The organism is Pseudomonas sp. NPDC086566 (genome assembly GCF_050280885.1).
Classification (GTDB): domain Bacteria; phylum Pseudomonadota; class Gammaproteobacteria; order Pseudomonadales; family Pseudomonadaceae; genus Aquipseudomonas; species Aquipseudomonas vlassakiae.
The window spans coordinates 25,018-49,918 of record NZ_JBNNWD010000015.1 but is presented as its reverse complement, the minus strand read 5'-3'; the positions used below and the strand labels follow the sequence as shown (position 1 = coordinate 49,918).

Sequence of the window (24,901 nt, the reverse complement as noted above, 5' to 3'; positions counted from 1 at the left end):
ACAGGTAAATTGAAGAAGAACGTTCTTATCATTGGTGCAGGAGGTGTCGCCAAGGTGGTGGCCCACAAGTGCGCGCAGCATAACGACGAACTGGGTCGTATCGCTATCGCGTCACGGAACATCTCCAAATGCCAGGCCATCATCGACAGCGTCAAGGCCAAGGGTAGCCTCAAGGTACCCGCCGACATCCAGGCCTTCTCGCTCAACGCCCTCGATGTCGAGGCGACCAAGGCACTGATCCGCGAGACCGAATCGCAGATCGTGATCAACGTCGGTTCCGCCTTCCTCAACATGTCGGTGCTGCGTGCCTGCATCGATACCGGTGTCGCCTACCTGGACACCGCCATCCACGAAGAGCCGGGCAAGATCTGCGAAACCCCGCCGTGGTACGGCAACTACGAGTGGAAACACCTCGAAGAGTGCCAACAAAAGAACATTACCGCCATTCTCGGCGTCGGTTTCGACCCGGGTGTGGTGAACAGCTACGCAAAACTCGCGCAGCAGCAATACTTCGACAGCATTGACTCGATCGACATTCTCGACGTCAACGCCGGTTCGCACGGCAAGTACTTTGCCACCAACTTCGACCCGGAAATCAACTTCCGCGAGTTTACCGGGCAAGTCTGGAGCTGGCAGAACAGCCAGTGGACCAGCAACACCATGTTCGAAGTCAAGCGTACCGACGACCTGCCGGTGGTCGGTTCGCAGAACCTGTACCTGACCGGTCACGACGAAGTTCATTCGATCTCGAAGAACCTCAACGTACCGAACGTGCGTTTCTGGATGAGCTTCGGCGAGCACTACATCAATGTGTTCACCGTGCTGAAGAATCTCGGCCTGCTCTCCGAGCAGCCGGTGAAGACGGCCGAAGGCCTGGAAGTGGTCCCGCTGAAAGTGGTCAAGGCCGTACTGCCTGACCCGGCCTCGCTGGCCCCGGGCTACACCGGCAAGACCTGCATCGGTGACCTGGTCAAGGGCACCAAGGACGGCAAGCCGCGTGAGGTGTTCATCTACAACGTGGCCGACCATGAAGAAGCCTACGCCGAGACCGACAGCCAGGGCATTTCCTACACCGCCGGTGTACCGCCAGTGGCTGCCGCCCTGCTGGTCGCCCGTGGCGAGTGGGATGCCAAGCGCATGGTCAACGTCGAGGAACTGCCGGCCGAGCCGTTCCTCAAGGCGCTGGACGTGATGGGCCTGCCGACCCGCGTGAAAGATGAAAATGGCGACCGTCCGTGGGACGCTGAAGCCTAAGCCGTAAACCAGAAGGGGCGCCAACATGGCGCCCCTTCTGCATTTGCAGGCCTGGCCTCTTCGCGGGCGTGCCCGCGAAGAGGCCTGCACAGAATAATGCCTACTTCCTGGCCTCCAGGATCAAATTGAACGGTGTCTGCGTCGCCCGCCGGAACCGTGTGAACCCCGCCTCCTCGAACACCGCCCGCAAGCGCGCCTCCCCCGCCTGAGCGCCCAACCCCAGCCCCACTTCCTGCGACAGCGAATTAGGCGTGCAGATGAACGTCGACGCCGCATAGAACAAGCGCCCGACCGGCGTCAGGTTGCCCTCCAGCGAATCCTCGGCGTAAGGCTCCACCAACATCACCGTGCCATCCGCCTTCAGTGCCCGGTAGGCATGCTTCGCTGCGCCCACGGGGTCGCCCATGTCATGCAGGCAATCGAAGAAGCACACCAGATCGTGGTCATGCCCCGGATAGTCCTTGGCCGACGCCTGCTGGAAGCTCACACGCCCCGCCAGCCCGGCCTCGCGCGCACGTTCACTGGCCGTGGCAACGGACGGTGCGTGGTAGTCGTAACCCGTGAAGCTGGAAGCCGGAAACGCCTGCGCCAGGACCAAAGTCGAGGCGCCATGGCCACAACCGACATCCGCCACCTTGGCCCCCGCCTGCAGCTTGGCTACCACGCCGTCTAACGCCGGCAGCCAGTCCGCCACGAGGAACGTGCGATAACCGGGCCTGAAGAACCGCTCGGTACCACTGAACATGCACGGGTGGTGGTCACCCCAGGCCAGCCCGCCGTCGCCGCGCATGGCCGCCACCAGTTTGTCCTTGTCATGGAACAGGGCAGCGATCACCGCCGCGCCACCCGCCATATAGGCTGGTGAATCTTCCAGGGCCAGGGTCATGGCCTGCTCTTCAGGCAGCACGAACGTGCCCTTGTCATGCACCATGTAGCCGGAGGCTGCCTGGGCGTTGAGCCACTCGCGCACCAGCCGTGGATGGCAGCCAGTCTTTGCCGCCAGTGCCTCGGGGCTGGTCGGCTGGCTATCGGCCATGGCCCGGTACAGCCCCAGTTCGTCGCCAAGGATGACATTGGCCAGGGTCGCCGCAGCGCCCATGTCACCCACCAGCTTGCCCATGAATTCGTGAAGCCTTGCCTCGTCCATGACCTGCCCTCCTCTGCAAGAAGGCCACCGTCGACGAGGGAAGTCCACTCCGGTGAGGCGGTGGTCGATTGGATGGTTGGCGCTCGCTACCTTGAGCGCGGCTGCGAGCCTTTCTAAGTCTAGTCGAGCCATGGCGCGGGTAGCGGGAGCAGCCGGGCCGGATTGCTTGCACCGCGCCGCGCTCAGGTAACAATTCCTAAACAACGATGTGACATTTTTTTTCAGCTTTCTAGCCATGGAGCTGTCAGATGAATGTCACGGTTTTCGGTACCGGCTATGTCGGCCTTACCCAGGCTGTATGCCTGGCTCAAGTGGGGCATTCGGTGTTGTGCATGGATATCAACGCCGAGCGAGTGGCGGCGCTCAGCGAGGGGCATTGCCCGATCTTCGAGCCCGGCCTTGCGCCCCTGCTGGAGAAGAACCTGGCCTGCGGCCGCCTGCGTTTCACCACCGACGCCGCTGAAGCGGTGCAGTACGCCAGGTTGCAGTTCATCGCCGTCGGCACCCCGCCACAGGTCGATGGCAACGCCGACACGCGCTATGTATTCAGCGTGATCGACAGCATCCTCGAACATGCCGATGACCCCAAGGTCATCGTCAACAAGTCCACCTCGCCGGTGGGCACGGTAGACCGCATCAAGGCGCGGATCAGCCAGGCGGTGGCCGACGCTGAACGCTACCAGGTGATCAGCAACCCCGAGTTCCTCAAGGAGGGCTCGGCGGTGGATGACTGCATGCGCCCGGACCGCATCATCATCGGCGGTGCCGAACCGGCCGAGGTCGAGTTGCTGCGGGAGCTGTACCAGCCGTTCAGCCGCAACCGCGAGAAAATCATGGTCATGGACGCGCGCAGCGCCGAGCTGACCAAGTACGCCGCCAACTGCATGCTGGCAACCAAGATTTCCTTCATCAATGAAATGGCCAACCTGGCCGAGCACCTGGGCGCCGACATCGAAATGGTCCGCCGCGGCATCGGCTCGGACCCGCGCATCGGCTACGACTTCATCTACCCCGGCTGCGGCTTCGGCGGCTCGTGCTTCCCCAAGGACCTGCAGGCGCTGTGCAGGGCAGCCGAGGCCAGAGGCTTCGACCCGCTGTTGCTCGGCGCAGTGGATGCCGTCAACCATCGGCAGAAGAGCCGGCTGTTCAGCAAGATCCAGCGCCACTACCCCGGTGGCCTGCACGGCAAGGTCTTCGCCGTGTGGGGGCTATCGTTCAAACCCAATACCGATGATATCCGCGAAGCCTCCAGCTTGGTGCTGCTCGAAGCCCTGTGGGCCGCCGGCGCCCGCGTGCAGGCCCACGACCCGCAAGCCATGGCAGAGATCCAGCGGCACTACGGCGCTCGCCCAGACCTGAAACTGGTGGCCTGCAAGGACGACGCCCTGCAGGGTGCCGATGCCCTGGTGATCGTCACCGAGTGGCAGGATTACCGGGTACTGAACCTGGACAAGGTCCCGCAGCAACTGGCTGACCGCGTGGTGTTCGACGGCCGCAACCTGTTCGAACCCGAGCACATGGCCGCCGCGGGCCTGACGTATTACGGCATTGGCCGTGGCCAGGTGAAACACGCATGCCCGTCCTGATCACCGGCGCCGCCGGATTCATTGGTTTCCACCTGGCGCGCCGGCTGTGCGAAGCCGGCATCGACGTGGTGGGCATCGATAACCTCAACGCCTACTACAGCGTCGAGCTCAAGCTGGCGCGCCTGCAACAGTTGCTCGCCTATTCCAATTTCCGCTTCCAGACGGTCGACATCGCCAACGCCGCCGACATGCAGCAACTGTTCGCCGGGCAGCCGTTCAGCGAAGTGATCCACCTGGCGGCGCAGGCGGGCGTGCGCTACTCACTGGACAACCCGGCAGTGTATGGGCAATCCAACCTGACCGGTTTTCTCAACCTGCTCGAAGCCTGCCGCCAGCACCCGCCGCGCCACCTGATCTACGCCTCCAGCAGTTCGGTGTATGGCGCCAACAGCAAACAGCCGTTCAGCGTCGAAGACCCGGTCGAGCAGCCGATTTCGCTGTACGCCGCGAGCAAGCGCGCCAATGAGCTGATGGCCCACAGTTATGCGCACCTGTACCAGCTGCCGATCACCGGCCTGCGCTTTTTCACCGTCTATGGCCCGTGGGGCCGCCCCGACATGGCGCTGTTCAAGTTCACCCGGGCGATGCTCGAAGGCCAGCCGATCGAACTCTACAACCATGGCCAGATGGCGCGCGACTTCACCTACATCGACGACATCGTCGAGAGCATCCTGCGCCTGCGCCAGAAGCCGCCTCGGCCTGATGCCGGGCAACCGCCCTGCCAGCTGTTCAACATCGGCCGAGGCCAGCCGGTGCGCCTGCTGGCGTTCGTCGAGTGCCTGGAGAACGCACTGGGCATCAAGGCCCGGCGCGAATACCTGCCGTTGCAGGCGGGTGACGTGCTGGAAACCTGGGCGGATGTGGACTCACTGACGCGCTGGATCGATTTTTCGCCGGGCACCTCACTGGAGCACGGAGTCGCCGCTTTCGTTGGTTGGTACCGGGACTTCTACCGGGTTTGACCACGCAATCCATACAAGAACACAGGTAGCCTCGATGACTGATCCCCTTGACCTCTCGGTACTGATCCCCGCCAAGAATGAGGTCGACAACCTGCCGGCGCTGCTGGCGGAAATCCGCACGGCGCTGGCCGCTGAAAACTATGAAGTGCTGGTAGTCGACGACGGCAGCACTGACCAGACGCTCAACAGGCTGAAACAGCTCAAGCAGCAAGGCTTCCCCCAGTTGCGCATGCTGCGCCACGACCGCTCGCTGGGCCAGAGCACCTCGATCTGGCACGCCGCCCAGGCTGCCCGTGGCCGCTGGCTGGCCACCCTTGACGGCGACGGGCAGAACGACCCGGCCGACATCCCCGGCATGCTCGCCCTGGTGCGCGGCAACCCAGACCTCGGCGGCGGCATCCAGCTGGTCGCCGGGCACCGCGTCAACCGCTGCGATACCGCCAGCAAGCGCTGGGCCTCGCGCTTTGCCAACGGCCTGCGCAGGCGCCTGCTCAAGGACGCCACGCCAGACACCGGCTGCGGCCTGAAACTGATCGACCGCGAAGCCTTCCTGCGCCTGCCCTATTTCGACCACATGCACCGCTACATCCCGGCGCTGATCCTGCGCCACAAGGGCCGCATGCTGGTGCACCCGGTGAACCATCGCCCGCGCCATGCCGGCGTGTCCAAGTACGGCAACCTGGACCGCGCCCTGGTCGGCATTCTCGACCTGGTCGGGGTCTGGTGGCTGATCCGCCGCACACGCCTCGACAGCCACCCTCAGGAGTTCGAAGGATGACCCGCGAAACCCTCTGGCTGATCGTCGGCTTCGCCGGCCAGGTCGTGTTCACCGGCCGCTTCGTGCTGCAGTGGCTGTACAGCGAATTCAAGAAACGCAGCGTGATCCCGGTGGGCTTCTGGTACCTGAGCATGCTCGGCAGCGCCCTGCTGCTGGTCTACGCCATCTACCGCGAGGACCCGGTATTCATCATCGGCCAGTCGTTCGGCCTGGTGGTCTACCTGCGCAACCTGCAGTTGATTGCCCGCCACCAAGAGCAGAAGGAATAGCCCTTGCCAATGTTCAAGACACTGGGGGCCGAACGCCTGGCCCTGGTTGTATTCGCCGTGCTGCTGGTTGGGGCCGGTATCGGCTGGCGCCAGCCGATGAACGTCGATGAAGAGCGCTTTCTCGGCGTCGCCCAGGAAATGCTGCAGAGCGGCAACTGGTTCATCCCCCACCGCGCTGCGGAAATCTACGGCGACAAACCACCGTTGTTCATGTGGACCGTGGCCCTGTTCAGCTACCTGACCGGCTCGTCCAAGGTGGCCCTGTACCTGCCGGGGCTGATGTCCGCGGCAACCATTACCCTGGTGCTGCATGACCTGGGACGGCGCCTGTGGACCCGGCGCATCGGCGTGATTGCCGCGCTGCTGTTCCTGGCGACCTACCAGAGCTACAGCATCCTGCGCACCGGGCAGATCGACAGTTACCTGTGCCTGTGGGTGGCGCTGGGCCTGTACGGCATGGTCCGCCATCTGTTGCACGGGCCTGCCTGGGGCTGGTTCTACATGGCCTGTGCGGCCATGGGCCTGGGCATCATCAGCAAGGGCGTGGGGTTCGTACCCGCACTGATGCTGCTGCCTTATGCCTGGGCCGTGCGCAAAGGCTGGCGCGGCGTGGTGGCGTATCACGGCCAGGGTTGGCGCTGGAGCCTGGGTTTCGTCTGGCTGCTGGCAGGCTGCGCGGTGTGGCTGCTACCGCTGCTGATATCGATCGCCCACGGCGGCGGTGCCGCGGAGCTGGCCTACCTGAAGGAAATTCTCCTGCGCCAGACCGCTAACCGTTACGCCAATGCCTGGGACCATCGCGAGCCGTTCTGGTATTTCTTTGTCAAGGTCATCCCGCAGTACTGGCTGCCACTGATCCTGGCCTTGCCGTGGCTGGTCCCGGCCTGGCGCCGGCAGCTGCAAAAACGCGATGGGCGCTTCCTCCTGCTGCTCGGCTGGGTGGCCCTGGTGCTGCTGTTCTTCAGCCTAAGCAGCGGCAAGCGCAAGCTGTACATCTTCCCGGCCCTGCCCGGCCTGGTACTGGCCATCGCCCCGCTGGTGCCGTGGTTGCTCAAGCGCTGGTTGCAGCGCCGCCCCGGCTGGCGCAAGGCGTTCACGGCCATTGCTGTGGCCTGGTTCTGCCTGTGGTTCGCCCGCGGCTTCGTCGAGCCGCTCAAGGAGGGCAGCAACCCGCACGAATCCTTGATGGCCGACGCCGCCCGCGCCACCGGTGGAGCCGAACTGGTGCTGGTCAACTGGCGTGAAGGGCACTGGCTGTTCGCTCGACAACCTCTCGTTCATTTCGGTTTCGCCAACCAGTCCAGGCCGGAAACCGCGGTGTATTGGTTACGCCAGAACCCCACGGCCTTCGCCCTGGTTCCGGAAACCGGACTGGGCCGCTGCTTCAACGCCGACAAGGCTCACCGGCTGGGCGATACCTCGCGCGCCGAGTGGTACGTGGTCGGTGCCGATGCCGACAACGGCCAATGCCAGCCAGCTGTACCTGCACAGGTCTACCACTTCGCCTGGGCTTCAAACCTTGTTACCACAAACATTCACCGCTAGAAGGTTGCAATTGCGCAAGTCTCGAAATACTGTATGAATACTCAGTATTTCGAGACATCCCCATGCAACTCATTGCCAAACTCGGCATTCTCGCCGATGCCGCCAAGTACGATGCCTCATGCGCCAGCAGCGGCGCGCCGAAACGCAGTTCGCGGGGCAGCAATGGCATGGGTGCGACCGATGGCATGGGTATCTGCCACAGCTACACCCCCGATGGCCGCTGCGTATCGCTACTCAAGGTGCTGCTGACAAACTTCTGCCTGTATGACTGCCAGTACTGCGTCAACCGCCGCTCCAGCAACGTCCCGCGGGCGCGCTTCAGCCCCGAGGAAGTGGTGCGCCTGACCCTGGATTTTTACCGGCGCAACTGCATCAGCGGCCTGTTTCTCAGCTCGGGCATCATCCGCTCGGCCGACTACACCATGGAACAGCTGATCCGTGTGGCGCGCCTGCTGCGCGAGGAACACCACTTCCGTGGCTACATTCACCTGAAGACCATCCCCGACGCTGACCCGCTGCTGATCGAGGAAGCCGGGCGCCTGGCCGACCGCCTCAGCGTCAACATCGAACTGCCCACCGACGCCAGCCTCAAGCGCCTGGCCCCGGAAAAGCAGGCACATACCATTCGCCAGGCCATGGGCGTGATCCATCAGGGCCAGCAGGCCGTGGCCGGTGAACCGAAAGCCCCACGCTTCACCCCGGCCGGGCAGAGCACCCAGGTCATCGTCGGCGCCGATGCCACCGACGACAGCACCCTGCTGCGCAACGCCGAATCGCTGTATCAGGGCTACGGCCTCAAGCGCGTGTACTACTCGGCCTTCAGCCCGATCCCCGACAGCCCCGGAAGTGTGCCGCTGGCCGCCCCGCCACTGCTGCGCGAACACCGCCTGTACCAGGCCGACTTCCTGCTGCGCGGCTACGGTTACAAGGCCGGTGAACTGCTCGGCCCGGCCGGCAACCTGGCGCTGGACATCGACCCCAAGCTGGCCTGGGCGCTGGCCAACCGCGAGCTGTTCCCGCTTGATGTGAACCGTGCCGAGCCTGCGCTGCTGGCGCGCATTCCCGGCATCGGCCTGCGCAGCGTGCAACGGCTGGTGGCGCTGCGCCGCGAACGGCGCGTGCGCTACGACGACCTGATCCAGCTGCGCTGCGTGCTGGACAAGGCGCGGCCGTTCATCGTCACCAGCGATTACCGCCCCGCCGATGGCGAGCTGCGCAGTGGCTTGCTCAGGGCACGCCTGCGCGAACCCCAGGCGCCGCAGCAGATGGGGTTGTGGGGGTGATTGCACTCGATTGCGATGACCTGTTCGCCACGTGGCGCAACCAGGCGCGTACCCTGCTTGGGCATGGCATCGACCCCGCCGACGTGACCTGGGCACAAGGCCCGATCCAGGACCTGCTGGCGCAGCCCGCTCCCCTGCCCGAAGGCCCCGGTCCCTTCCGTGCCAAGGTGCCGGCCGCGTTGCTGACGCAACTCGAGCAGGCGGCCCGCTACCGCGGCGAACAACGCTGGAACCTGCTGTACGAAGTGCTCTGGCGCGTGGCCCATGGCGACCGTACCGCAATGCTGGCGGGTGACCGCCTGGGCAGCGAATTGCAGCGGCGCATCAAGCAGGTCAGCCGCGACGCGCACCACCTCCACGCATTCGTGCGTTTCGTGCCGCTGCCCGAGGCGCTGGCCGAGCGCTTGCAGCTGGACCTGGTGGCCTATCACGAACCCGCTCACGACATACTGGAAAGCGCCAGCGCGCACTTCGCCGACCGCCTCGGGCGCCAGCGCTGGCTGATCGCAACCCCGCAGGATGGTATTCGCTTCGATGGTCAGGCATTCGACTATCGACGCCATTGCCCCGAAGATTGGCGGCAATGGGCGCACAATGCCGACGACCCCGGCGCGGAACTGTGGCGTACCTATTACCGGCACACCTTCAACCCGGCCCGGCTCAACCCTGACGCGCTGCGCCTGCACATGCCGGGACGGTTCTGGCGGCACCTGCCGGAAGGCATGCTGATTCCGCAGCTGGAAGGCCTGGCTCGGCAAGGCAAGCAGCGCGACGGGCAGGCAATTGAAGTGGCCAGCCAGCGTGGCAAGAAGATCACCCTCGCCGAGTGACTTGTGAAAATTTTGTAATGGTTTTGGCATACCACCTTCCCAAGGTGCGACACAGCCTGACAAACTAACTGCTAATCATTCTCATAATTAGTTACGTTAGCGAAAGTCAGGAGCCTGCTTATCATGTTGTTGCCCCTCGCGCACACGCGCCCCCTCGCCGCCCACCATACGCTCGCCATGGCCATCAGCATGGCCATCGCCACGCCCACCCTGGCCGAAGACGCGCCAACCACGCTGGAACTGGGCGCGACTGAAATCAGCTCGGACAGGCTGGGCAGCACCACCGAGGGCTCGGGCTCCTACACTACCGGCGCCATGTCCACCGCCACCAAGCTGCCGCTGAGCATGCGCGAAACGCCCCAGGCGGTGACCGTGATCACCCGCCAGCGCATGGACGACCAGGCCATGACCAGCATCAACGACGTGGTCAAGGCCACGCCTGGCCTGTTCCTCGACTACTCCAGCGGCCCGGGTCGGCAGAGCTACACGGCACGCGGTTTTAACATCGATAACCTGATGTACGACGGCATCCCCAGCGGCTATACCGGCTGGGTAGTCGGCGCCCAGCCGAACCTGGCGATGTTCGACCGGGTCGAGGTGGTGCGAGGTGCCACCGGCCTGGTCACTGGCGCCGGCAACCCGTCGGCGGCGATCAACCTGGTGCGCAAGCGCCCGCTGGGCGAGCAGAAGGTCACCCTGACCGGCGCCGCCGGCAGCTGGGACGACTACCGCGGCGAGGTCGATGCCTCCAGCCCGCTCAACGACAGCGGTACCCTGCGCGGGCGTGTGGTGGCGTCCTACCGTGACGCCAACAGCTACATCGATGATGTCGAGGAAGACCACGGCCTGTTCTATGCGGTGACCGAGGCCGATCTGTCCGATGACACCAGCCTGATGCTCGGCTTCTCGCACCAGACAGACAAGACCAATAATTTCTGGGGCGCCATGCCCACTGGGATCGATGGTCACCACCTGGGCTTCTCACGTTCCTACAACCCCGGCAGCGACTGGGAGAACAAGGACCAGCAGATCGATACCCTGTTCGCCGAACTGCGCCATTTACTGGCCAACGACTGGAAGCTGCAGGTCAATGCCAACTACGCGCAGCAGCAGGCCACCTTCACCGGGTCCTACCAGTCGCGCTGGGGCGGGCTGCAGGCGCCGATTGCGCGCACGGTCTACCAGTCCAGGCACCAGGAAAACCAGGCAGGCCTGGACGGCTTCGTCAGCGGCCCGTTCGAACTGCTCGGTCGCAGCCATGAGCTGGTGGTCGGCGCGAGCAAGCGCATCTACGACATGGACACGCGCAACTACAGCCCGTACGACATGTACTGGCCGCTCAACGGCAGCAAACCGGACTTCGTGCACACCGGCAACCAGCGCGAAGTCACCACCCAGGAAGGCGTGTACATCACCACTCGGCTGAACCTCGCCGACCCGCTCAAGCTGATCCTCGGCGGGCGCCTGGACTGGTACGACTATGACAACCGCGACGGTGACGGCGACTACAAGGTCACCCGCAACGTTACCAAGTACGCCGGCCTGATCTATGACCTCGACGACCATCATTCGGTCTACGTGAGCTACAGCGACATCTTCACCCCGCAAAGCTACAAGGACACGTCCGGGACCCCGGTGAAGCCGATCGTCGGCAAGAACTACGAGGTCGGCATCAAGGGCGAGTATTTCGACGGAGAGCTCAATGCCAGCATCGCGCTGTTCCGTATCGACCAGGAAAACCGCGGCACCCAGGTGTTCGTGGCGAACTGCCCGCAAACCTCCTGCTACGAAGCCTCGGGCGAGGTACGCAGCCAGGGTATCGACATGGAACTGCAAGGCGCACTGACAGCGAACTGGCAGGTCGGGGGCGGCTACACCTACGCCCGCGCGCATACCATCAAGGACGCCGCCAACCCTGCCAACGTCAACCAGCGTTTCGACACCGACACCCCGGAACACATGTTCAAGCTGAACACCGTGTACCACTTCCAGGGCCCGCTGGAGAAGCTGCGCGTCGGCGGCAACATCGCCTGGCAGAGCCGCATCTACAACGACTTCACCGTGGCCGACGGCAGCGAGTACCGGCTGGTCCAGGGCGCCTACGCCGTCACCGACCTGATGGCGGGTTATCGGGTCAACCAGCACCTCGACCTGCAGCTCAATGCCAACAATGTGTTCGACCGCAAGTACTACTCGGCCGTTGCCAGTTCGGTAGATTACGGCGGCGACACCTGGGGCGCGCCGCGTAACCTGATGATGACGGCCAAGTACACGTTCTAGCACTCAAGGGCGGGGCGCTGGCGTGCTGGCAGTCACTGCCGCTGCCCGGGCTCAGCCAGCTTCTCCAGCAGCACCTTGGCCAGTGCTTTGTCCGAGAACGGGTTCTGACCAGTGATCAGTTCCCGGTCAACCTGGACATGCGGCTGCCAGGCCTGGGCATAGCTCATGGCACCGCCCGCCCCGGCCATCGCCTTGGCCGGGTAGAACTGCAAACGCTGAGGTGCGAGCGAGCGCTCGAAAACCTGCTCCTCGGGGTCGGAGAAAATCGTCATCCGATACCCTTGGTACACCCAGTCACGGGCCGCCGGCTGTTCGCCACGCGCCAGGGCAGCCTGGTAACTGGCCGGGTCCTGTTGCGCGGCCAACAAGGCAATAGGCCCGTGGCAGATGGCTGCGGTCGGTTTGCCGGCCGCGTGGAAATGGCGCAGCAAGGTGCCTACGTCGGGGTCGTTGGCCAGGTCAATCAATGGCGCATGGCCACCGGGGATGAACAAACCGGCATAGCGCTCCAGCCCGCCTGCCAGCAGCTCCTTCACTGACAAGGTGTCGTCGATGCCCGGCAGGCCCTTCACCACCTGCTCGATGCGCCGCATTTCCGTTGCATCGCCAGCGAAGTACTGCGGATCGACCGAGCGCACATCGACGCTGGGCGCATTGCCTTTGGGGGTCACCAGCACCAGTTTGTAACCGGCCTTGAGCAATTGATCGGCAGGTACACCGAACTCGTTCAGGTAATAACCGGTGGGATATTGCTTGCCGTCTTGCAACGGCAGCTGGTGTTCACTGGATAACAGCACTACTACCTCGCCCTTGGGTGCGGCGTTGCCAGTACTGGCGAGCAGAGCACCGGTCATGGCCAGCGCCAGGGTATTGAGCTTGTTCATCGGTTTCACCTGAGCAGATATGGGAACTGGGCCCATCGTAATCAGGCCGCTAGAATTCGATAATTCGAAAGCTCTTATTCCTGTGATCCATAAAATGAATATCGCCAGCAAGGACCTCAACCTGCTGTACCTGTTCCATGTGCTCTACCAGGAGCGCAACGCCACCCTCGCCGCCTCGCGCATGGCCCTGAGCCAGCCGGCACTCAGCCATAAGCTGAACAAGCTGCGGCACCAGTTTGGCGACCCGCTGTTCGTGCGTGCCCCCCGTGGCCTCGCCGCCACCCCGCGGGCGCATGAGCTGGCCCCCGAAGTACAGCGGCTGGTCGAAAGCCTGGCCGCGTTCTACGAACGGTGTGACGGCCAGGACTTTCTCGCCCGCCCGGCGCGCCTGCACCTGTACAGCACCGACTTCATGGAACAGACCCTGCTGCCAAGGCTGCTGCCGATCCTGCGCCGCCAGGCGCCGAACCTGGTGCTGGTCACCCACAACACCGCTGGCCAGTTGCCGCGCGAGGCGCTGGAAAAAGGCACCTGCGACCTGGCCATCGCGGGCTTCTTCACCGACCTGCCAGACACCTTCCATCAGCAACGCCTGCTCAGCGAGGACTTCGTGGTGCTGGCGTCGCGTAGCAACCCGCGCCTGCATGCAGGGCTCGATCTTGAGGCGTTCCTGGCCTGCGACCATCTGCTGACGACCCTCACCGGCGACCTTGACGGCCTGGTGGACCGTGCCTTGCGAGCGGCCGGGCGCAGCCGGCGAATCGTGGCTGGCTTGTCCAGTTTCATTGCCCCGACACGACTGATACCGGGCACAGACCTGCTGCTCACCTGCCTGCGCTCGGTCGCCGAAGAGGCCGCCGGGCGGGAACCGGACCTGTGCCTGCACCCTGTGCCCCTGAACGTGCCGAAGATCGAACTCATGCAGATCTGGCATGAGCGGACCCATGCCGACCCGCTGCGGCAATGGTTTCGTCAACAACTGTGGGCCGTGGCGCAGCAATGACCGCCCCCAAGCCGAACGATCCGCCCGCAGTGCCGTCATAACCTTGGCCGGTGCCGCCACGCAAAGAGGACGCGAAATGACCCAGCCCGACCCGTCATACCTGCAATGGCTCGAAGACTGTTCGATGCTCAAGGCCTCGCAGGAGCGAGCCCGCCTGTACTCCGGCCAGTCACGCCTGTGGCAGAACCCCTATGCCGAAGCCCAGCCACGCCGCGCTACCGAGATCGCCTCGGTGTGGCTGACGGTCTACCCTGACGCGATCATCGCCCCCGAAGACTGCTCGGTGCTCGCCGCTCTCGGCCACGAAGCGCTGTGGAAACGCCTGTCGGAGATCGGCGTACAGGGCATCCATACCGGCCCCATCAAGCAGTCTGGTGGTGTTCGCGGACGTGAGTTCACCCCGAGCATCGACGGCAACTTCGACCGCATCAGCTTTGACATCGACCCTCTCTACGGCACCGAGCAGGAGCTGGTGCAGATGAGCCGCCTGGCCGCCGCGCACAATGCCGTGACCATCGACGACCTGATCCCCTCGCACACCGGCAAGGGTGCGGATTTTCGCTTGGCCGAGCTGGCCCACGGTGCCTACCCCGGGCTCTACCACATGGTCGAGATCCGCGAGGAAGACTGGCCGCTGCTGCCCGAGGTGCCTGAGGGCCGCGATGCCGTGAACCTGTCGCCGGCCGTGTGCGACGAGCTCAAGGCGCGCCATTACATCGTCGGTCAGCTGCAGCGGGTGATCTTCTTCGAACCCGGGGTCAAGGAAACCGACTGGAGCGCCACCGCGCCCATCACCGGGGTCGACGGCAAGACCCGGCGCTGGGTGTACCTGCATTACTTCAAGGAAGGCCAGCCATCCCTGAACTGGCTCGACCCCAGCTTTGCAGCCCAGCAGATGATCATCGGCGACGCCTTGCATGCGCTGGACTGCCTGGGTGCTCGCGGCCTGCGCCTGGATGCCAACGGTTTTCTCGGCGTGGAAACCCGTGCCAGCGGCAGCGCTTGGTCCGAGAGCCACCCGTTGTCGATCGTCGGCAACCAGCTGATCGGTGGCATGATCCGCAAGGCCGGCGGCTTCAGCTTCCAGGAGCTCAACCTGACCCTGGACGACATTGCGCAGATGTCCAAGGGCGGTGCCGACCTGTCCTACGACTTCATCACCCGCCCCGCCTACCAGCACGCCTTGCTGACCGGCGACACCGAATTCCTGCGCCTGATGCTCAAGGAGATGCACGCCTTCGGCATCGATCCGGCGTCGCTGATCCACGCCTTGCAGAACCACGACGAACTGACCGTCGAGCTGGTGCACTTCTGGACCCTGCACGCCCACGACATATACCTGTACAAGGGCCAGACGCTGCCTGGCAGCATCCTGCGCGAGCACATCCGCGAGGAAATCTACGAACGCCTGTCAGGTGAGCATGCACCGTACAACTTGCGATTCGTCACCAACGGCATCGCCTGCACCACCGCCAGCCTGATCACTGCCGCGCTGGGCATGCGCGACCTCGAACAAATCAGCCCGGCGGACATCGCACTGATCCAGAAGGTGCACCTGCTGCTGGTGATGTACAACGCCATGCAACCGGGCGTGGTCGCGCTGTCCGGCTGGGACATGGTCGGCGCCCTGCCACTGCCGGCCGAGGCGGTGGCCGAGCGCATGGCCGACGGCGATACCCGCTGGATCCACCGGGGTGGCTACGACCTGGCCGGGCTCGCTCCGCAGGCAGACACCTCGGTGCGCGGCATGCCGCGCGCCCGCGCGCTGTATGGCAGCATCGACAGTCAGCTGGACAACCCCGCGTCGTTCGCCAGCCAGGTGAAGAAACTGCTGGCCGTGCGCCAAGCCTATGGCATCGCCACCAGCCGCCAGGTGCTGGTACCCGAGGTCAGCAGCCCAGGGCTGCTGGTGATGGTGCATGAGCTGCCGGCCGGGCGTGGCATCCAGATCAGCGCGTTGAACTTCGGCCAGGCGGTGATTGCCGAGGAGCTGCAGTTGACCGGCTTCACCCCCGGGACGGTGGTGGACATGATCAACGAAACGGTCGAAGGCGACCTGAGCGAAGACGGCCGCCTGATGATCAACCTGGACCCTTACGAGGCCCTGTGCTTGCGGATCGTGAACAGCAGCGGGCACCTCTGAGGCCGGTACGGGCAACTTGCATTTGCCGCTCCATGGGCATAGCTTCCTGATGTTTTCCCACTCTGTGCCCAGGAGCAACTCCATGTACACCGGCATCGTCCAGGCCGTCCGCCCTCTGCTTGATGTGACCAGCTACCCGGGCCACAAACAGTTCACCATCGACCTCACCCCGGAACTGCTCGACGAACTGAAGATCGGCGCCAGCGTCAGTGTCGAAGGTACCTGCCTGTCGGTCACCGAAATCGACGGCACCCAGGTCAGGTTCGACGCCATGACCGCCACGCTCGAACGCACCAACCTGCGCTGTTTCAAGGCTGGCCAGGGGGTCAACATCGAGCGCTCGGCGAAAATGAACGCCGAAGTGGGTGGCCACCTGATGGCTGGCCACATTGCAACTACCGCCGAGGTCGTCGAGCTGTCGATCAAGGAGACTGGCGCGTTCATCACCTTCCGCATGCCACCGCAGTGGGGCAAATACGTGTTCCCGCGTGGGTTCATCGGCGTCAACGGTTGCAGCCTGACCGTCGCCGATGTCGAGGACAACGTGGTGACCATCAATCTGATCCCCGAGACCCTGCGCCAGACCACCTTCGCCCGCTACCAGGCCGGCGAGCTGCTGAATATCGAGGTGGACCACCAGACCATGGTGCTGGTGGATGTGGTGGAGCGCACCATCAAGAGCACCCTCGCCCGCGAAATGCCGCGCTGACCGCACATGCTGCCCAACGCCCTCCCCGCGCGCACGGCCAGGCGCCTGCGCCTGCAGGTCCTGCGTGGCCGCGTCGGCCTTGGCCTGGTGGCCGGGTTGTCGGTGCTGGCCGGCATGACGGATGCTATCGGCCTGCTGGCATTGGGCGATTTCGTCTCGTTCATGAGCGGCAACACCACGCGCCTGGCCGTGGCCATCAGTGAGGCGGACCTGGCCATGGTGCTGCGCCTGAGTGGCGCCGTGCTGGGCTTCGTGGCCGGCAACGCGCTGGGTGTCATGCTGGCCCGTGGCTTCCAACGCCGGGCCTGGCCCGTGTTGCTGGTGGTCGCCACACTGCTTGCCTGCGCCTCGGGGTGGCCGTTTGCGGCGACGTTCCCGGCGCTGCTGGCGGCCACCTTGGCCATGGGCATGATCAATGCGGTAGTGGAACAGGTGAATGGCCTGCCCATCGGCCTGACCTACGTCACCGGCGCCCTGTCGCGCTTCGGCCGTGGCCTGGGCCGTTGGCTGCTGGGCGAGCGGCGTAACGGCTGGCGGGTGCAACTGGTGCCCTGGGCCGGTATGCTGCTCGGCGCTGCCCTCGGTGCCTGGCTACAGCAGCGCCTGGGCCTGCAGGCGATGGCCGGCAGCGCCGCGCTGGCCTGCCTGCTGGCGCTGGTGTCGCGCTTCATTCCGCGCGCCTGGCAGCGCGGCTACATGCCGCGCTGAGCCTCAGTCGATACGCGGGTGCTGCTGCGCCAGCACCTGGCGCTTGGCCTCGAGCTCGGCGATCTGCGCGTCGATGTCTTCTATCTTCTGCTCGATGTTGTCGTGGTGCTCCTGCAGCAGTTCACGCGCTTCTTCGATGTCCGACGCCGCAGGCGCTGCGCCACGCAGCGGCTTGTTGGCGGTTTCCTTCATGGTCAGGCCGGTGACCAGGCCGACCACGGCGATCACCATCAGGTAGTACGCCGGCATGTACAGGTTGCCGCTGCTCTCCACCAGCCAGGCGGCGAGGGTCGGGGTCAGGCCGGCGATCAGCACCGAGATGTTGAAGGCGCTGGCCAGGGCGCTGTAGCGGATGTGCGTGGGGAACATCGCCGGTAAGGTCGAGGCCATCACACCGATGAAGAAGTTCAGCAGCACGGCGATGATCAGCAGGCCTGAGAAGATCAGCCCCAGCGCGCCGCTATTGATCAGCATGAAGGCCGGGATGGCCAGGGCGAACAACCCGACGCTGCCGACCACGATGAACGGGCGGCGGCCATACTTGTCGCTCAGCAGGCCGATGATCGGCTGCACGAACAGCATGCCGACCATGATCGCGATGATGATCAGCACGCCGTGGTCTTCGCTGTAGTGCAGGTTGTGCGACAGGTAGCTGGGCATGTAGGTGAGCAGCATGTAATAGGTGACGTTGGTGGCGATCACCACGCCGATGCAGGTGATCAGGCTGCGCCAGTGCTGGGTGGCAACCTCCTTGAACGACACCTTCGGCCCCGAGGCCAGCCCTTCGCGGTCACCCTGCTCGAGTTTGTCGACGTGCTGCTGGAAAGCAGGGGTTTCTTCCAGGGCGTGGCGCAGGTAGAGGCCGATGATGCCCAGCGGCAAGGCCAGGAAGAACGGCAGGCGCCAGCCCCATTCGAGGAACTTCTCTTCGCCGAGCACGGTGGAGATCAGCACGACCACCCCCGCCCCCAGGACAAAGCCGGCAATCGAGCCAAAGTCCAGCCAGCTGCCGAGGAAGCCGCGCTTGCGGTCCGGGGCGTATTCGGCGACGAAGATCGATGCCCCGGTGTACTCCCCGCCCACCGAGAAGCCTTGGGCCATCTTCGCCAGCAACAACAAGATCGGTGCCCAGATGCCGATCGAGGCGTAGGACGGTATCAAGCCGATGGCAAAGGTGCTCAGCGACATGATCACGATGGTGGCGGCGAGGATCTTCTGCCGCCCGAAGCGGTCGCCCAGGGCGCCGAAGAACAGCCCGCCCAGCGGGCGGATCAGGAACGGCACCGAGAACGTGGCCAGTGCCGCGATCATCTGCACGCTGGGGTCGGCATTGGGGAAAAACACTTTGCCCAGCGCATAGGCGACGAAGCCGTAAACACCAAAGTCGAACCATTCCATGGCGTTGCCCAGCGCGGCGGCGGTGATCGCCTTGCGCATCTTGGCGTCGTCGACGATGGTGATGTCTTTCAAACCGATCGGCTTGACACTTTTCTTGCGAGATTTCATGCCCGTTTCCCTGTTGCTGATAGCTCTATGGGATCTGATACAACGGGACACTAAATAATTCAGCGCTTACTGCTTTTTTCCTGCGCCAGCGCATTGCGCGCACTGCAAGCGCCGCTCGGAAGCGGCGCTTGCGGAAGGTCAGATCCCGTCGCGAGCGAGGTCCATGGCGAAATAGGTCAGGATCAGGTCGGCACCGGCGCGCTTGATCGCACCGAGGCTTTCACGCACCACCCGGCCTTCGTCGATGGCACCGGCCAGGCCGCCGAACTTGATCATCGCGTATTCGCCGCTTACCTGGTAGGCCGCCAACGGCAGGCGAGACGCAGCGCGGATGTCGGCGATCACGTCGAGGTAGGCGCCGGCCGGCTTGACCATCAGCACATCGGCCCCTTCCTGCTCGTCGAGCAGCGACTCACGCACCGCCTCGCGGCGGTTCATCGGGTTCATCTGGTAGCTCTTGCGGTCGCCCTTGAGCGCGGTGCCGCCTGCTTCACGGAACGGCCCATACAGCGACGAAGCGAATTTGGTGGAATAGGCCATGATCGCGGTGTCGTGGAAACCGGCACCGTCCAGGGCACTACGAATGGCCTGCACCTGGCCGTCCATCGCCGCCGACGGGGCGATGAAGTCGGCACCGGCAGCAGCGGCGATAACCGCCTGCTTGCCCAGGTTGGCCAGGGTAGCGTCGTTGTCCACGCCATGGTCGTGCAGCACACCGCAGTGGCCATGGCTGGTGTATTCGCAGAAGCAGGTGTCGGACATCACCACCATCTCCGGCACGGTGTCCTTGCAGATGCGCGACATGCGCGCAACCAGGCCGTTCTCGTTCCAGGTGTCGCTACCGGTGGCGTCGAGGTTGTGCGACACGCCGAAGGTCATCACCGACTTGATGCCGGCGCGGGCATAGCGCTCGATTTCCTGGGCCAGGCGTTTTTCCGGAATGCGGTTGACACCCGGCATGCTGGTGATCGGCACGAAGTCATCGATGCCTTCTTCGACGAAGATCGGCAGGATCAGGTCTTCCAGGCGGAATTCGGTTTCCTGGAAGATCGTGCGCAGGGATTCGTTCTGGCGCAGGCGGCGGGGACGAACGGACGGGAAACGGTTGGACATGACAGCTCCAGGGCATTTTTAACGGCGTATACCTTATGCCTGTCCGGCGCCAGTGAAAAGGCCGGATGACGAGATACTGCCTTGCGTCAATCGCAACAGCCGATTTCTTGCCCGTGCGGCGAGGAAACGGCGGCACTTGTGTTGAAGCGCGTCTTGGCGCAACAAACGTGTACCGCCTTCGGTTTGAACTGCAATTTTTACCTGCTGCCCGTGCTCAGGCTGCTACAGCAATGGTTGACTCCCAGCGCTGATCGGGGCTCTCGGCAAGCAGGTGGGTACTGATTGCCTGCGGGGCGAACGCCGCCATGGCATCCACCAGGTTGGCAAGGTTGGGCGTCTGTACGGGTGCCATGACAGGCAAGGCCGCCGCTGCTGGCGGGGCGAAGATGAAATCGTCAGGCGTTACCTGAGCCAGCTCCAGCGCATCCAGGTATAACAGCTTCACCCTGCTGCCCTGGTCCGCCACCGTCACCCCGTGTATCTGGGCGAACCCATTCAACTGAAAGCGCTCGTCCTTGGTGAGCTGCAAGTCTTCGTAGCGGCTGATACCGGTCTGGCTCAGGTCGATCTTGTCGATACCGTGTCGGAAGCCACGCAACGTATTCTTGTAGTCGGTCACACCGTCCTGTTTGCCCACCACGAACACACTGGGAGTGACACTGCTCGGGCCATAGATCGTGCCTTTCAGTGACGCGACAAACTGCCCCGATGCATCCGCTGACAGCGATACACCCTCTGCCCCGCCACTGAGCAGCACGGTAGCGCTGACCGGCACCTGTGCTTGCCCCTCAGGGGTGCCGTCAAAATAACCCGGCGCAGCAATCGGCGAGTCCATGAAACGGAAGTGGTCAGGCTGCAAGTCGGCAATGGCACGGTCGGCGAAACGCAACGTTTGCCCATTACCAAGCCCGACCACAGCAGCCGAGCCTTCCTGGTTCAGTTGCAGGTCGGCGAAGGTCTTGCCAGCAAACCCTACCAGGTCAACGATCTCCCGGGAGTGCTCGAACTGTTCGAGCTCATCACGGCCGTCCGCACGCTTGTGAATGACGTAGCGATCAGTGCCGCTGCCACCTTTGAGCAGGTTGTAACCCCGCCCGCCATCGAGCCATGCACCCTGCGCACCAGCGATGAGGGTGTCGTCACCGTCACCACCGATCAGGTTTTGCACCGCACCCGGGGCAATGGTGAGTGCGGCCCCGCCAATACTGGCAATGCCACTGACCAGATCGACCGAAATACTGCGGCTGAGCGCAGCGGCATTGAGGGTGTTGCGCCCGCCTGCAGTGCCGTTGACCGCATCGTCCAGCACGGCGCGCGCAGCATTCTGGGCCACGGCATCGGCGTAGTCATTGGTGTAGTAATAGACGTCGTTGGCGTTGCTGGGGCTGCCGACGACGCGCAATGCCCAGCGATCAAGCGTCAGTGGCAGCCCGCTGCCGGCATTGCTGACTTCCAGCCGCCATTCGCCGACCGAGCGTTCACCGCGATGATGGGTCGACATGAAGCCGTATTTGAATTCGCCCGAGCGTAAATTGCCCAGGTCGTCCTCGGCCGAGCCCGGTGCCTTGCCCGCACGGTCCAGCAGCACACTGCGCGTTCCGCCAGGCGATATCAGCGTGACGGTCATGTCGCCGAGGCGGCCAACTTGCGAGTGAATATCGACTTCGACATGTTCCACCAGTACCCCGGCCGGCATGTTCAAGGCGAATGTGCTGACTTGCCCCGGCGCAATCAACTTCGCAAGCGCTTCGCTGCCAGCCGACAGCTGCTGCTCGTTGGCCTTGCTCGACTGGCCAGCCCACGACTCGGCCAGACGCACGGCGGCACGAGCGTCGACCATGCCGAAGCCATAATCGTGGCTGGCACGCATACCGCCACCATTCCAGTTGAACCCGGCATTGTCGCGCCAGGCGGTTGCCGGGTCATCGACCTTGCGCGCAGACAACGCGAGAATCTGCTGCACATCCCGATAGCCAAGCCCCGGGTTGGCCTGCAGCATCAACGCCACCACACCGGAGACGATCGGCGCCGCGAAGCTGGTGCCTTGGGTCGTGCCATAGGCACTGCCAACCTTTGCGCCCCGCTCGGCTTCCAGGTTGATGCCACTCGACAGCACATGGCTGCCCGGCGCCGCCACCAGCAGGCTCGAACCGGGGTTGGAAAATGGCGCACTGGCTACCTGCAATACTGACAGGTCTGCCTTGGCATTGACGGCCGCCACTTCAATGGCGTGACGGCTGTTGTTGATCAGCGACCCTTGCGCACTGCCGCCCTGTTCGCGCTGATTGCCGCCCGAGGTGACGATGACTGTACCCAGCCCGCCGCGCCCGTTGGTGGCCGCCAGCGTTGCGCTGAAGGCCAGGGCCAGGGATGTGTCGACCCTGCCTTCGGGCACGTTGCCAATGGCGAAATCGGTCTTGAAACCCCAGCTGTGGTTGGCGATGTCGTAGTTGACCATTTGCCCCAGGCTGGTCAGGTCGTCGCCTTTGTTGGCCAGATAGTGCCCACCGAGTTTCGCGTCATAGGCAATGCCGATGCCGCCTTGGTCATTGCGCGCGCCGACCATGACCCCCGCCACTTGCGTCGCATGGTTGGACGCCAGGGCCGGCAGCGTGCCATTGCTGCGCTGGGTCTGCAGCCAGATGGGGTCGATGTTGGCTTGCAGGTCCGGGTGACGGATATCGAAGATCTCGGGCGCAACGGCAAATTCGCCTCCCGGCTCGAACTGGCCGATCCTCACGCCCTTGCCCGAGAAGTCACGCCAGACCGGCTGAACGTCGATCTCATTGAGGTACCACTGGCGCGCCGCCAACGGGTCGACAGGCGACTGCTGGTGACGCAAGGTCACCGTGGCGCGCAAGGGGGCCGATGCGCCGCTGGCGACCTCTGTCACGCCCAGCGATGGGTTGCCGGCAGCATCGACGAGGTCGTAGCGGAAGGTCACATCCGTGTCATGGCCGGGTAACGGCGTGACTTCGACATCACCCTGCTCATTGAGCCGGACGGTCGCGCCCTTGCCGTCGCTGACCGAGGCAATCCGCAGCGGGCCAGTGCTGTTGAGTGGCTGGTCATTGGCCAGCAGCACCGAGGCAGGAATGACCAGAGCGGCAGGCGTGGTGGTGAATGCAGCCAGCTGTACCGGGGCAAGCGTATCGCCAATCGGCAGTGCGCCGGGTGCCTGCAGATCGACCGCCGCGATATCGGCAAAACTGAGTTTCTGAATATTGCTCAGGGTAAGGCTGCCATCGCGCTCAGCCTGCCGATCACTGATCTGGTATCCCGTCGCCGTGCGGGTAATCAGGTACTCATCGTGATTGCCATGCAGAGTGACGAGGTTGACCCCGCCTGCGCCATCGATGGTGGCATTGCCGCGCCCGGCCTCGATCACATCATCCGCCGCCCCCCCGGTGATCAGGTCTGCACCGCCACCGGCATGGATGATACTGCCAGCGGCCGAAGCCTGAATGCGATCGCCATTGGGGCCGGCATAAATCACTGCCTTGCCGGTACCACCAATAAGGGTGTTACGTCCCGTGCCCCCGACCAGCACATCATTGCCGCCGCCACCGATCAGCAGGCTGTTGCCCGATCCGCCCTTGATGAAAACACCACGCTGCCCGCCACTGATGATGACGTCCTTGCCACGCCCGCCCTGGGCAATGGTCAGCCCGGCTTCGGCCATGTTCAGGCCAACCCCCTGCTCGCCGACGATCAGGGCAGTGTCACGTCCGCCGTTACCACGGATATTCGCCAGCTGGTCAGTGGCGCTGATCACCAGCACATCATCACCGGCGCCGCCCACATAGGTGTTGCTGCCACCGCCGCCAACCAGCCAGCTGCCGCCTGGGGCGGCCTTGAGCACATCGTCACCGGCCCCGCCCTGCAGGGTATCCACACCCAGCGCGGCGGCATCGAGCTCGGCGCCCTGCGGGCTGTTGCTGATGTAGGAACGGCGCGAAGTTGCCCCGCTGGTGGAGGTCAGCAAGGTGGCACCGTCTTGCTGCTCGACCAGGTTACCGACAGTGTCAGCAAGGTACTTCACTGCCAGCACTTCACGCTCCACACCATTGGCCACGAACGCACTACGGGAGATGACTTCGTTACCCTGGCGAACCTCGTTCAGCGGCTGAACCTGGCGCAGGTCAATCTGTGTGATGCCGTGCTCCGGCAACGCCTTGAGTTCACCGGCATCGGCGCGGCCATTGTGATTGGCATCGACCCAGAGCTTCAACTGCGCCCACGCCGCATCGTCAGCCGTAATCAAGCCATCGGCATTGGCATCGACACTGGCCAGCGCAGCGAAACCATCCTTGAACGGTGCCTCGCCTGGGGCGCCGTTGCTGCCGGGCTGGCCGCCGTAGTATTCAGAAAACAGCTGACGGATGCTGACAACCTGGCCACTGCCGTCGTCGTGCACCAGCATGCCGGTCTGCCGATCGGCCCAGCCCGTGCGCCGCAGCTGGCCGCTGTTGTCGACATCGAACAGCACTGCGTCTTCGATGCCGGTCAGCCCTGCGCCTTGGCCGCTAAGGTCGAACAGCAGCGGGTCGACGAAGGTGTTGACCGAGGTCATGGCGGCCAGGCCGTTCAGGACGGCGGCGTTGCGCAGGCTGAAGTCCGGCTGGTCAGCGCCATCCTGATAGAACTGGGCCAGGTGCTGGTTGGGGCGGACATTGGGGTCCAGTTGCAATTCGCCGGGGCGGATGCCGCCCGTGGCCAGGCTGCCCAGTTGGGCGGAGGTGAAGTCGGTGTTGTTCAGGGTGTTGTCGGTGAAGGCGATGCTGTGAGTCAGGCGGCGGTTGACGTAGCCGGCGCTGACGTCGTTGCGGATGTCGTCCTGGCCTTGCAGGTCGCGGCGGGATTCGGTGGTTGGGGTGATTTCGATCTGGATGGGTTGGGAA

At 64.1% G+C, this 24,901-nt stretch carries 18 protein-coding genes; 13 read left to right on the top strand and 5 right to left on the bottom strand.

The genetic code is table 11. From position 1 onward, the window contains the following. Positions 1–9 precede the first annotated feature (9 nt). On the top strand, positions 10–1,254 hold the full coding sequence (locus tag ACQKPS_RS25640) for a saccharopine dehydrogenase family protein (protein ID WP_054887353.1): 1,245 nt from the start codon (positions 10–12) through the stop codon (positions 1,252–1,254). 100 nt (positions 1,255–1,354) lie between these two features. Here ACQKPS_RS25640 and ACQKPS_RS25635 read toward each other — a convergent pair whose 3' ends face one another. Next, positions 1,355–2,401, bottom strand: coding sequence for a class I SAM-dependent methyltransferase (locus ACQKPS_RS25635; RefSeq protein ID WP_313202366.1), 1,047 nt, complete (start codon positions 2,399–2,401; stop codon positions 1,355–1,357). Positions 2,402–2,649: 248 nt separating this feature from the next. Between ACQKPS_RS25635 and ACQKPS_RS25630 the strand changes: the two genes are divergently transcribed. From ACQKPS_RS25630 to ACQKPS_RS25595, 8 genes are all read left to right on the top strand, one after another. Next, the gene (locus ACQKPS_RS25630; protein ID WP_427606017.1) at positions 2,650–3,987 is read left to right on the top strand and encodes a UDP-glucose dehydrogenase family protein; all 1,338 of its coding nucleotides are present in this window, start codon (positions 2,650–2,652) and stop codon (positions 3,985–3,987) included. Further along, a complete protein-coding gene (locus ACQKPS_RS25625; RefSeq protein WP_427606015.1) occupies positions 3,975–4,949 on the top strand; it encodes an NAD-dependent epimerase in 975 nt (324 codons plus the stop codon). Before ACQKPS_RS25630 ends, ACQKPS_RS25625 begins: the two co-directional genes overlap by 13 nt. Positions 4,950–4,983: 34 nt before the next feature. Beyond that, positions 4,984–5,727, top strand: a complete 744-nt coding sequence (locus ACQKPS_RS25620; protein ID WP_427606013.1) for a glycosyltransferase family 2 protein — start codon at positions 4,984–4,986, stop codon at positions 5,725–5,727. Beyond that, positions 5,724–5,996, top strand: coding sequence for a lipid-A-disaccharide synthase N-terminal domain-containing protein (locus ACQKPS_RS25615; RefSeq protein WP_427606011.1), 273 nt, complete (start codon positions 5,724–5,726; stop codon positions 5,994–5,996). The genes ACQKPS_RS25620 and ACQKPS_RS25615 overlap by 4 nt, the downstream gene beginning before the upstream one ends. Positions 5,997–6,005: 9 nt before the next feature. After that, complete coding sequence (locus ACQKPS_RS25610; RefSeq protein WP_427606009.1) at positions 6,006–7,541, top strand: ArnT family glycosyltransferase; 1,536 nt, start codon at positions 6,006–6,008, stop codon at positions 7,539–7,541. Between the two features lie 62 nt (positions 7,542–7,603). Continuing rightward, positions 7,604–8,824 carry a putative DNA modification/repair radical SAM protein gene (locus ACQKPS_RS25605; protein WP_254485163.1) on the top strand — a complete coding sequence of 407 codons (1,221 nt, stop codon included), beginning with the start codon at positions 7,604–7,606 and terminating at the stop codon, positions 8,822–8,824. Further along, entirely contained in the window at positions 8,815–9,654 is an 840-nt protein-coding gene (locus tag ACQKPS_RS25600) for a TIGR03915 family putative DNA repair protein (protein WP_427606006.1), read from the top strand. The genes ACQKPS_RS25605 and ACQKPS_RS25600 overlap by 10 nt, the downstream gene beginning before the upstream one ends. Positions 9,655–9,777: 123 nt before the next feature. Next, positions 9,778–11,934: a TonB-dependent siderophore receptor gene (locus ACQKPS_RS25595; protein WP_427606004.1), complete on the top strand. Its 2,157-nt coding sequence runs from the start codon at positions 9,778–9,780 to the stop codon at positions 11,932–11,934. A gap of 32 nt (positions 11,935–11,966) precedes the next feature. On the opposite strand, the gene ACQKPS_RS25590 is transcribed toward ACQKPS_RS25595, so the two are convergent. After that, the gene (locus ACQKPS_RS25590; protein ID WP_427606002.1) at positions 11,967–12,818 is read right to left on the bottom strand and encodes a type 1 glutamine amidotransferase domain-containing protein; all 852 of its coding nucleotides are present in this window, start codon (positions 12,816–12,818) and stop codon (positions 11,967–11,969) included. Positions 12,819–12,912: 94 nt separating this feature from the next. Here ACQKPS_RS25590 and ACQKPS_RS25585 point away from each other — a divergent pair, with 94 nt between their 5' ends. The 4 genes from ACQKPS_RS25585 (at position 12,913) to ACQKPS_RS25570 (ending at position 17,381) form a co-directional block, all read left to right on the top strand. Continuing rightward, positions 12,913–13,821, top strand: a complete 909-nt coding sequence (locus ACQKPS_RS25585; RefSeq protein WP_427606000.1) for a LysR family transcriptional regulator — start codon at positions 12,913–12,915, stop codon at positions 13,819–13,821. A 76-nt stretch (positions 13,822–13,897) separates the two neighbouring features. Continuing rightward, a complete protein-coding gene (gene treS, locus ACQKPS_RS25580; protein ID WP_427605998.1) occupies positions 13,898–15,964 on the top strand; it encodes a maltose alpha-D-glucosyltransferase in 2,067 nt (688 codons plus the stop codon). Between the two features lie 82 nt (positions 15,965–16,046). Continuing rightward, a complete protein-coding gene (locus ACQKPS_RS25575) occupies positions 16,047–16,673 on the top strand; it encodes a riboflavin synthase subunit alpha (RefSeq protein WP_313202357.1) in 627 nt (208 codons plus the stop codon). A 6-nt stretch (positions 16,674–16,679) separates the two neighbouring features. Then, complete coding sequence (locus tag ACQKPS_RS25570) at positions 16,680–17,381, top strand: YoaK family protein (RefSeq protein WP_427605996.1); 702 nt, start codon at positions 16,680–16,682, stop codon at positions 17,379–17,381. 3 nt (positions 17,382–17,384) lie between these two features. Here ACQKPS_RS25570 and proP read toward each other — a convergent pair whose 3' ends face one another. The 3 genes from proP to ACQKPS_RS25555 form a co-directional block, all read right to left on the bottom strand. Further along, positions 17,385–18,887 (bottom strand): glycine betaine/L-proline transporter ProP, encoded by a 1,503-nt coding sequence (gene proP / locus ACQKPS_RS25565; protein WP_427605994.1) that lies wholly within the window; start codon positions 18,885–18,887, stop codon positions 17,385–17,387. Positions 18,888–19,025: 138 nt separating this feature from the next. Then, positions 19,026–20,000, bottom strand: a complete 975-nt coding sequence (gene hemB, locus ACQKPS_RS25560) for a porphobilinogen synthase (RefSeq protein WP_054887370.1) — start codon at positions 19,998–20,000, stop codon at positions 19,026–19,028. 214 nt (positions 20,001–20,214) lie between these two features. Then, positions 20,215–24,573 carry a S8 family serine peptidase gene (locus ACQKPS_RS25555; RefSeq protein WP_302329842.1) on the bottom strand — a complete coding sequence of 1,453 codons (4,359 nt, stop codon included), beginning with the start codon at positions 24,571–24,573 and terminating at the stop codon, positions 20,215–20,217. Positions 24,574–24,901 lie beyond the last annotated feature (328 nt).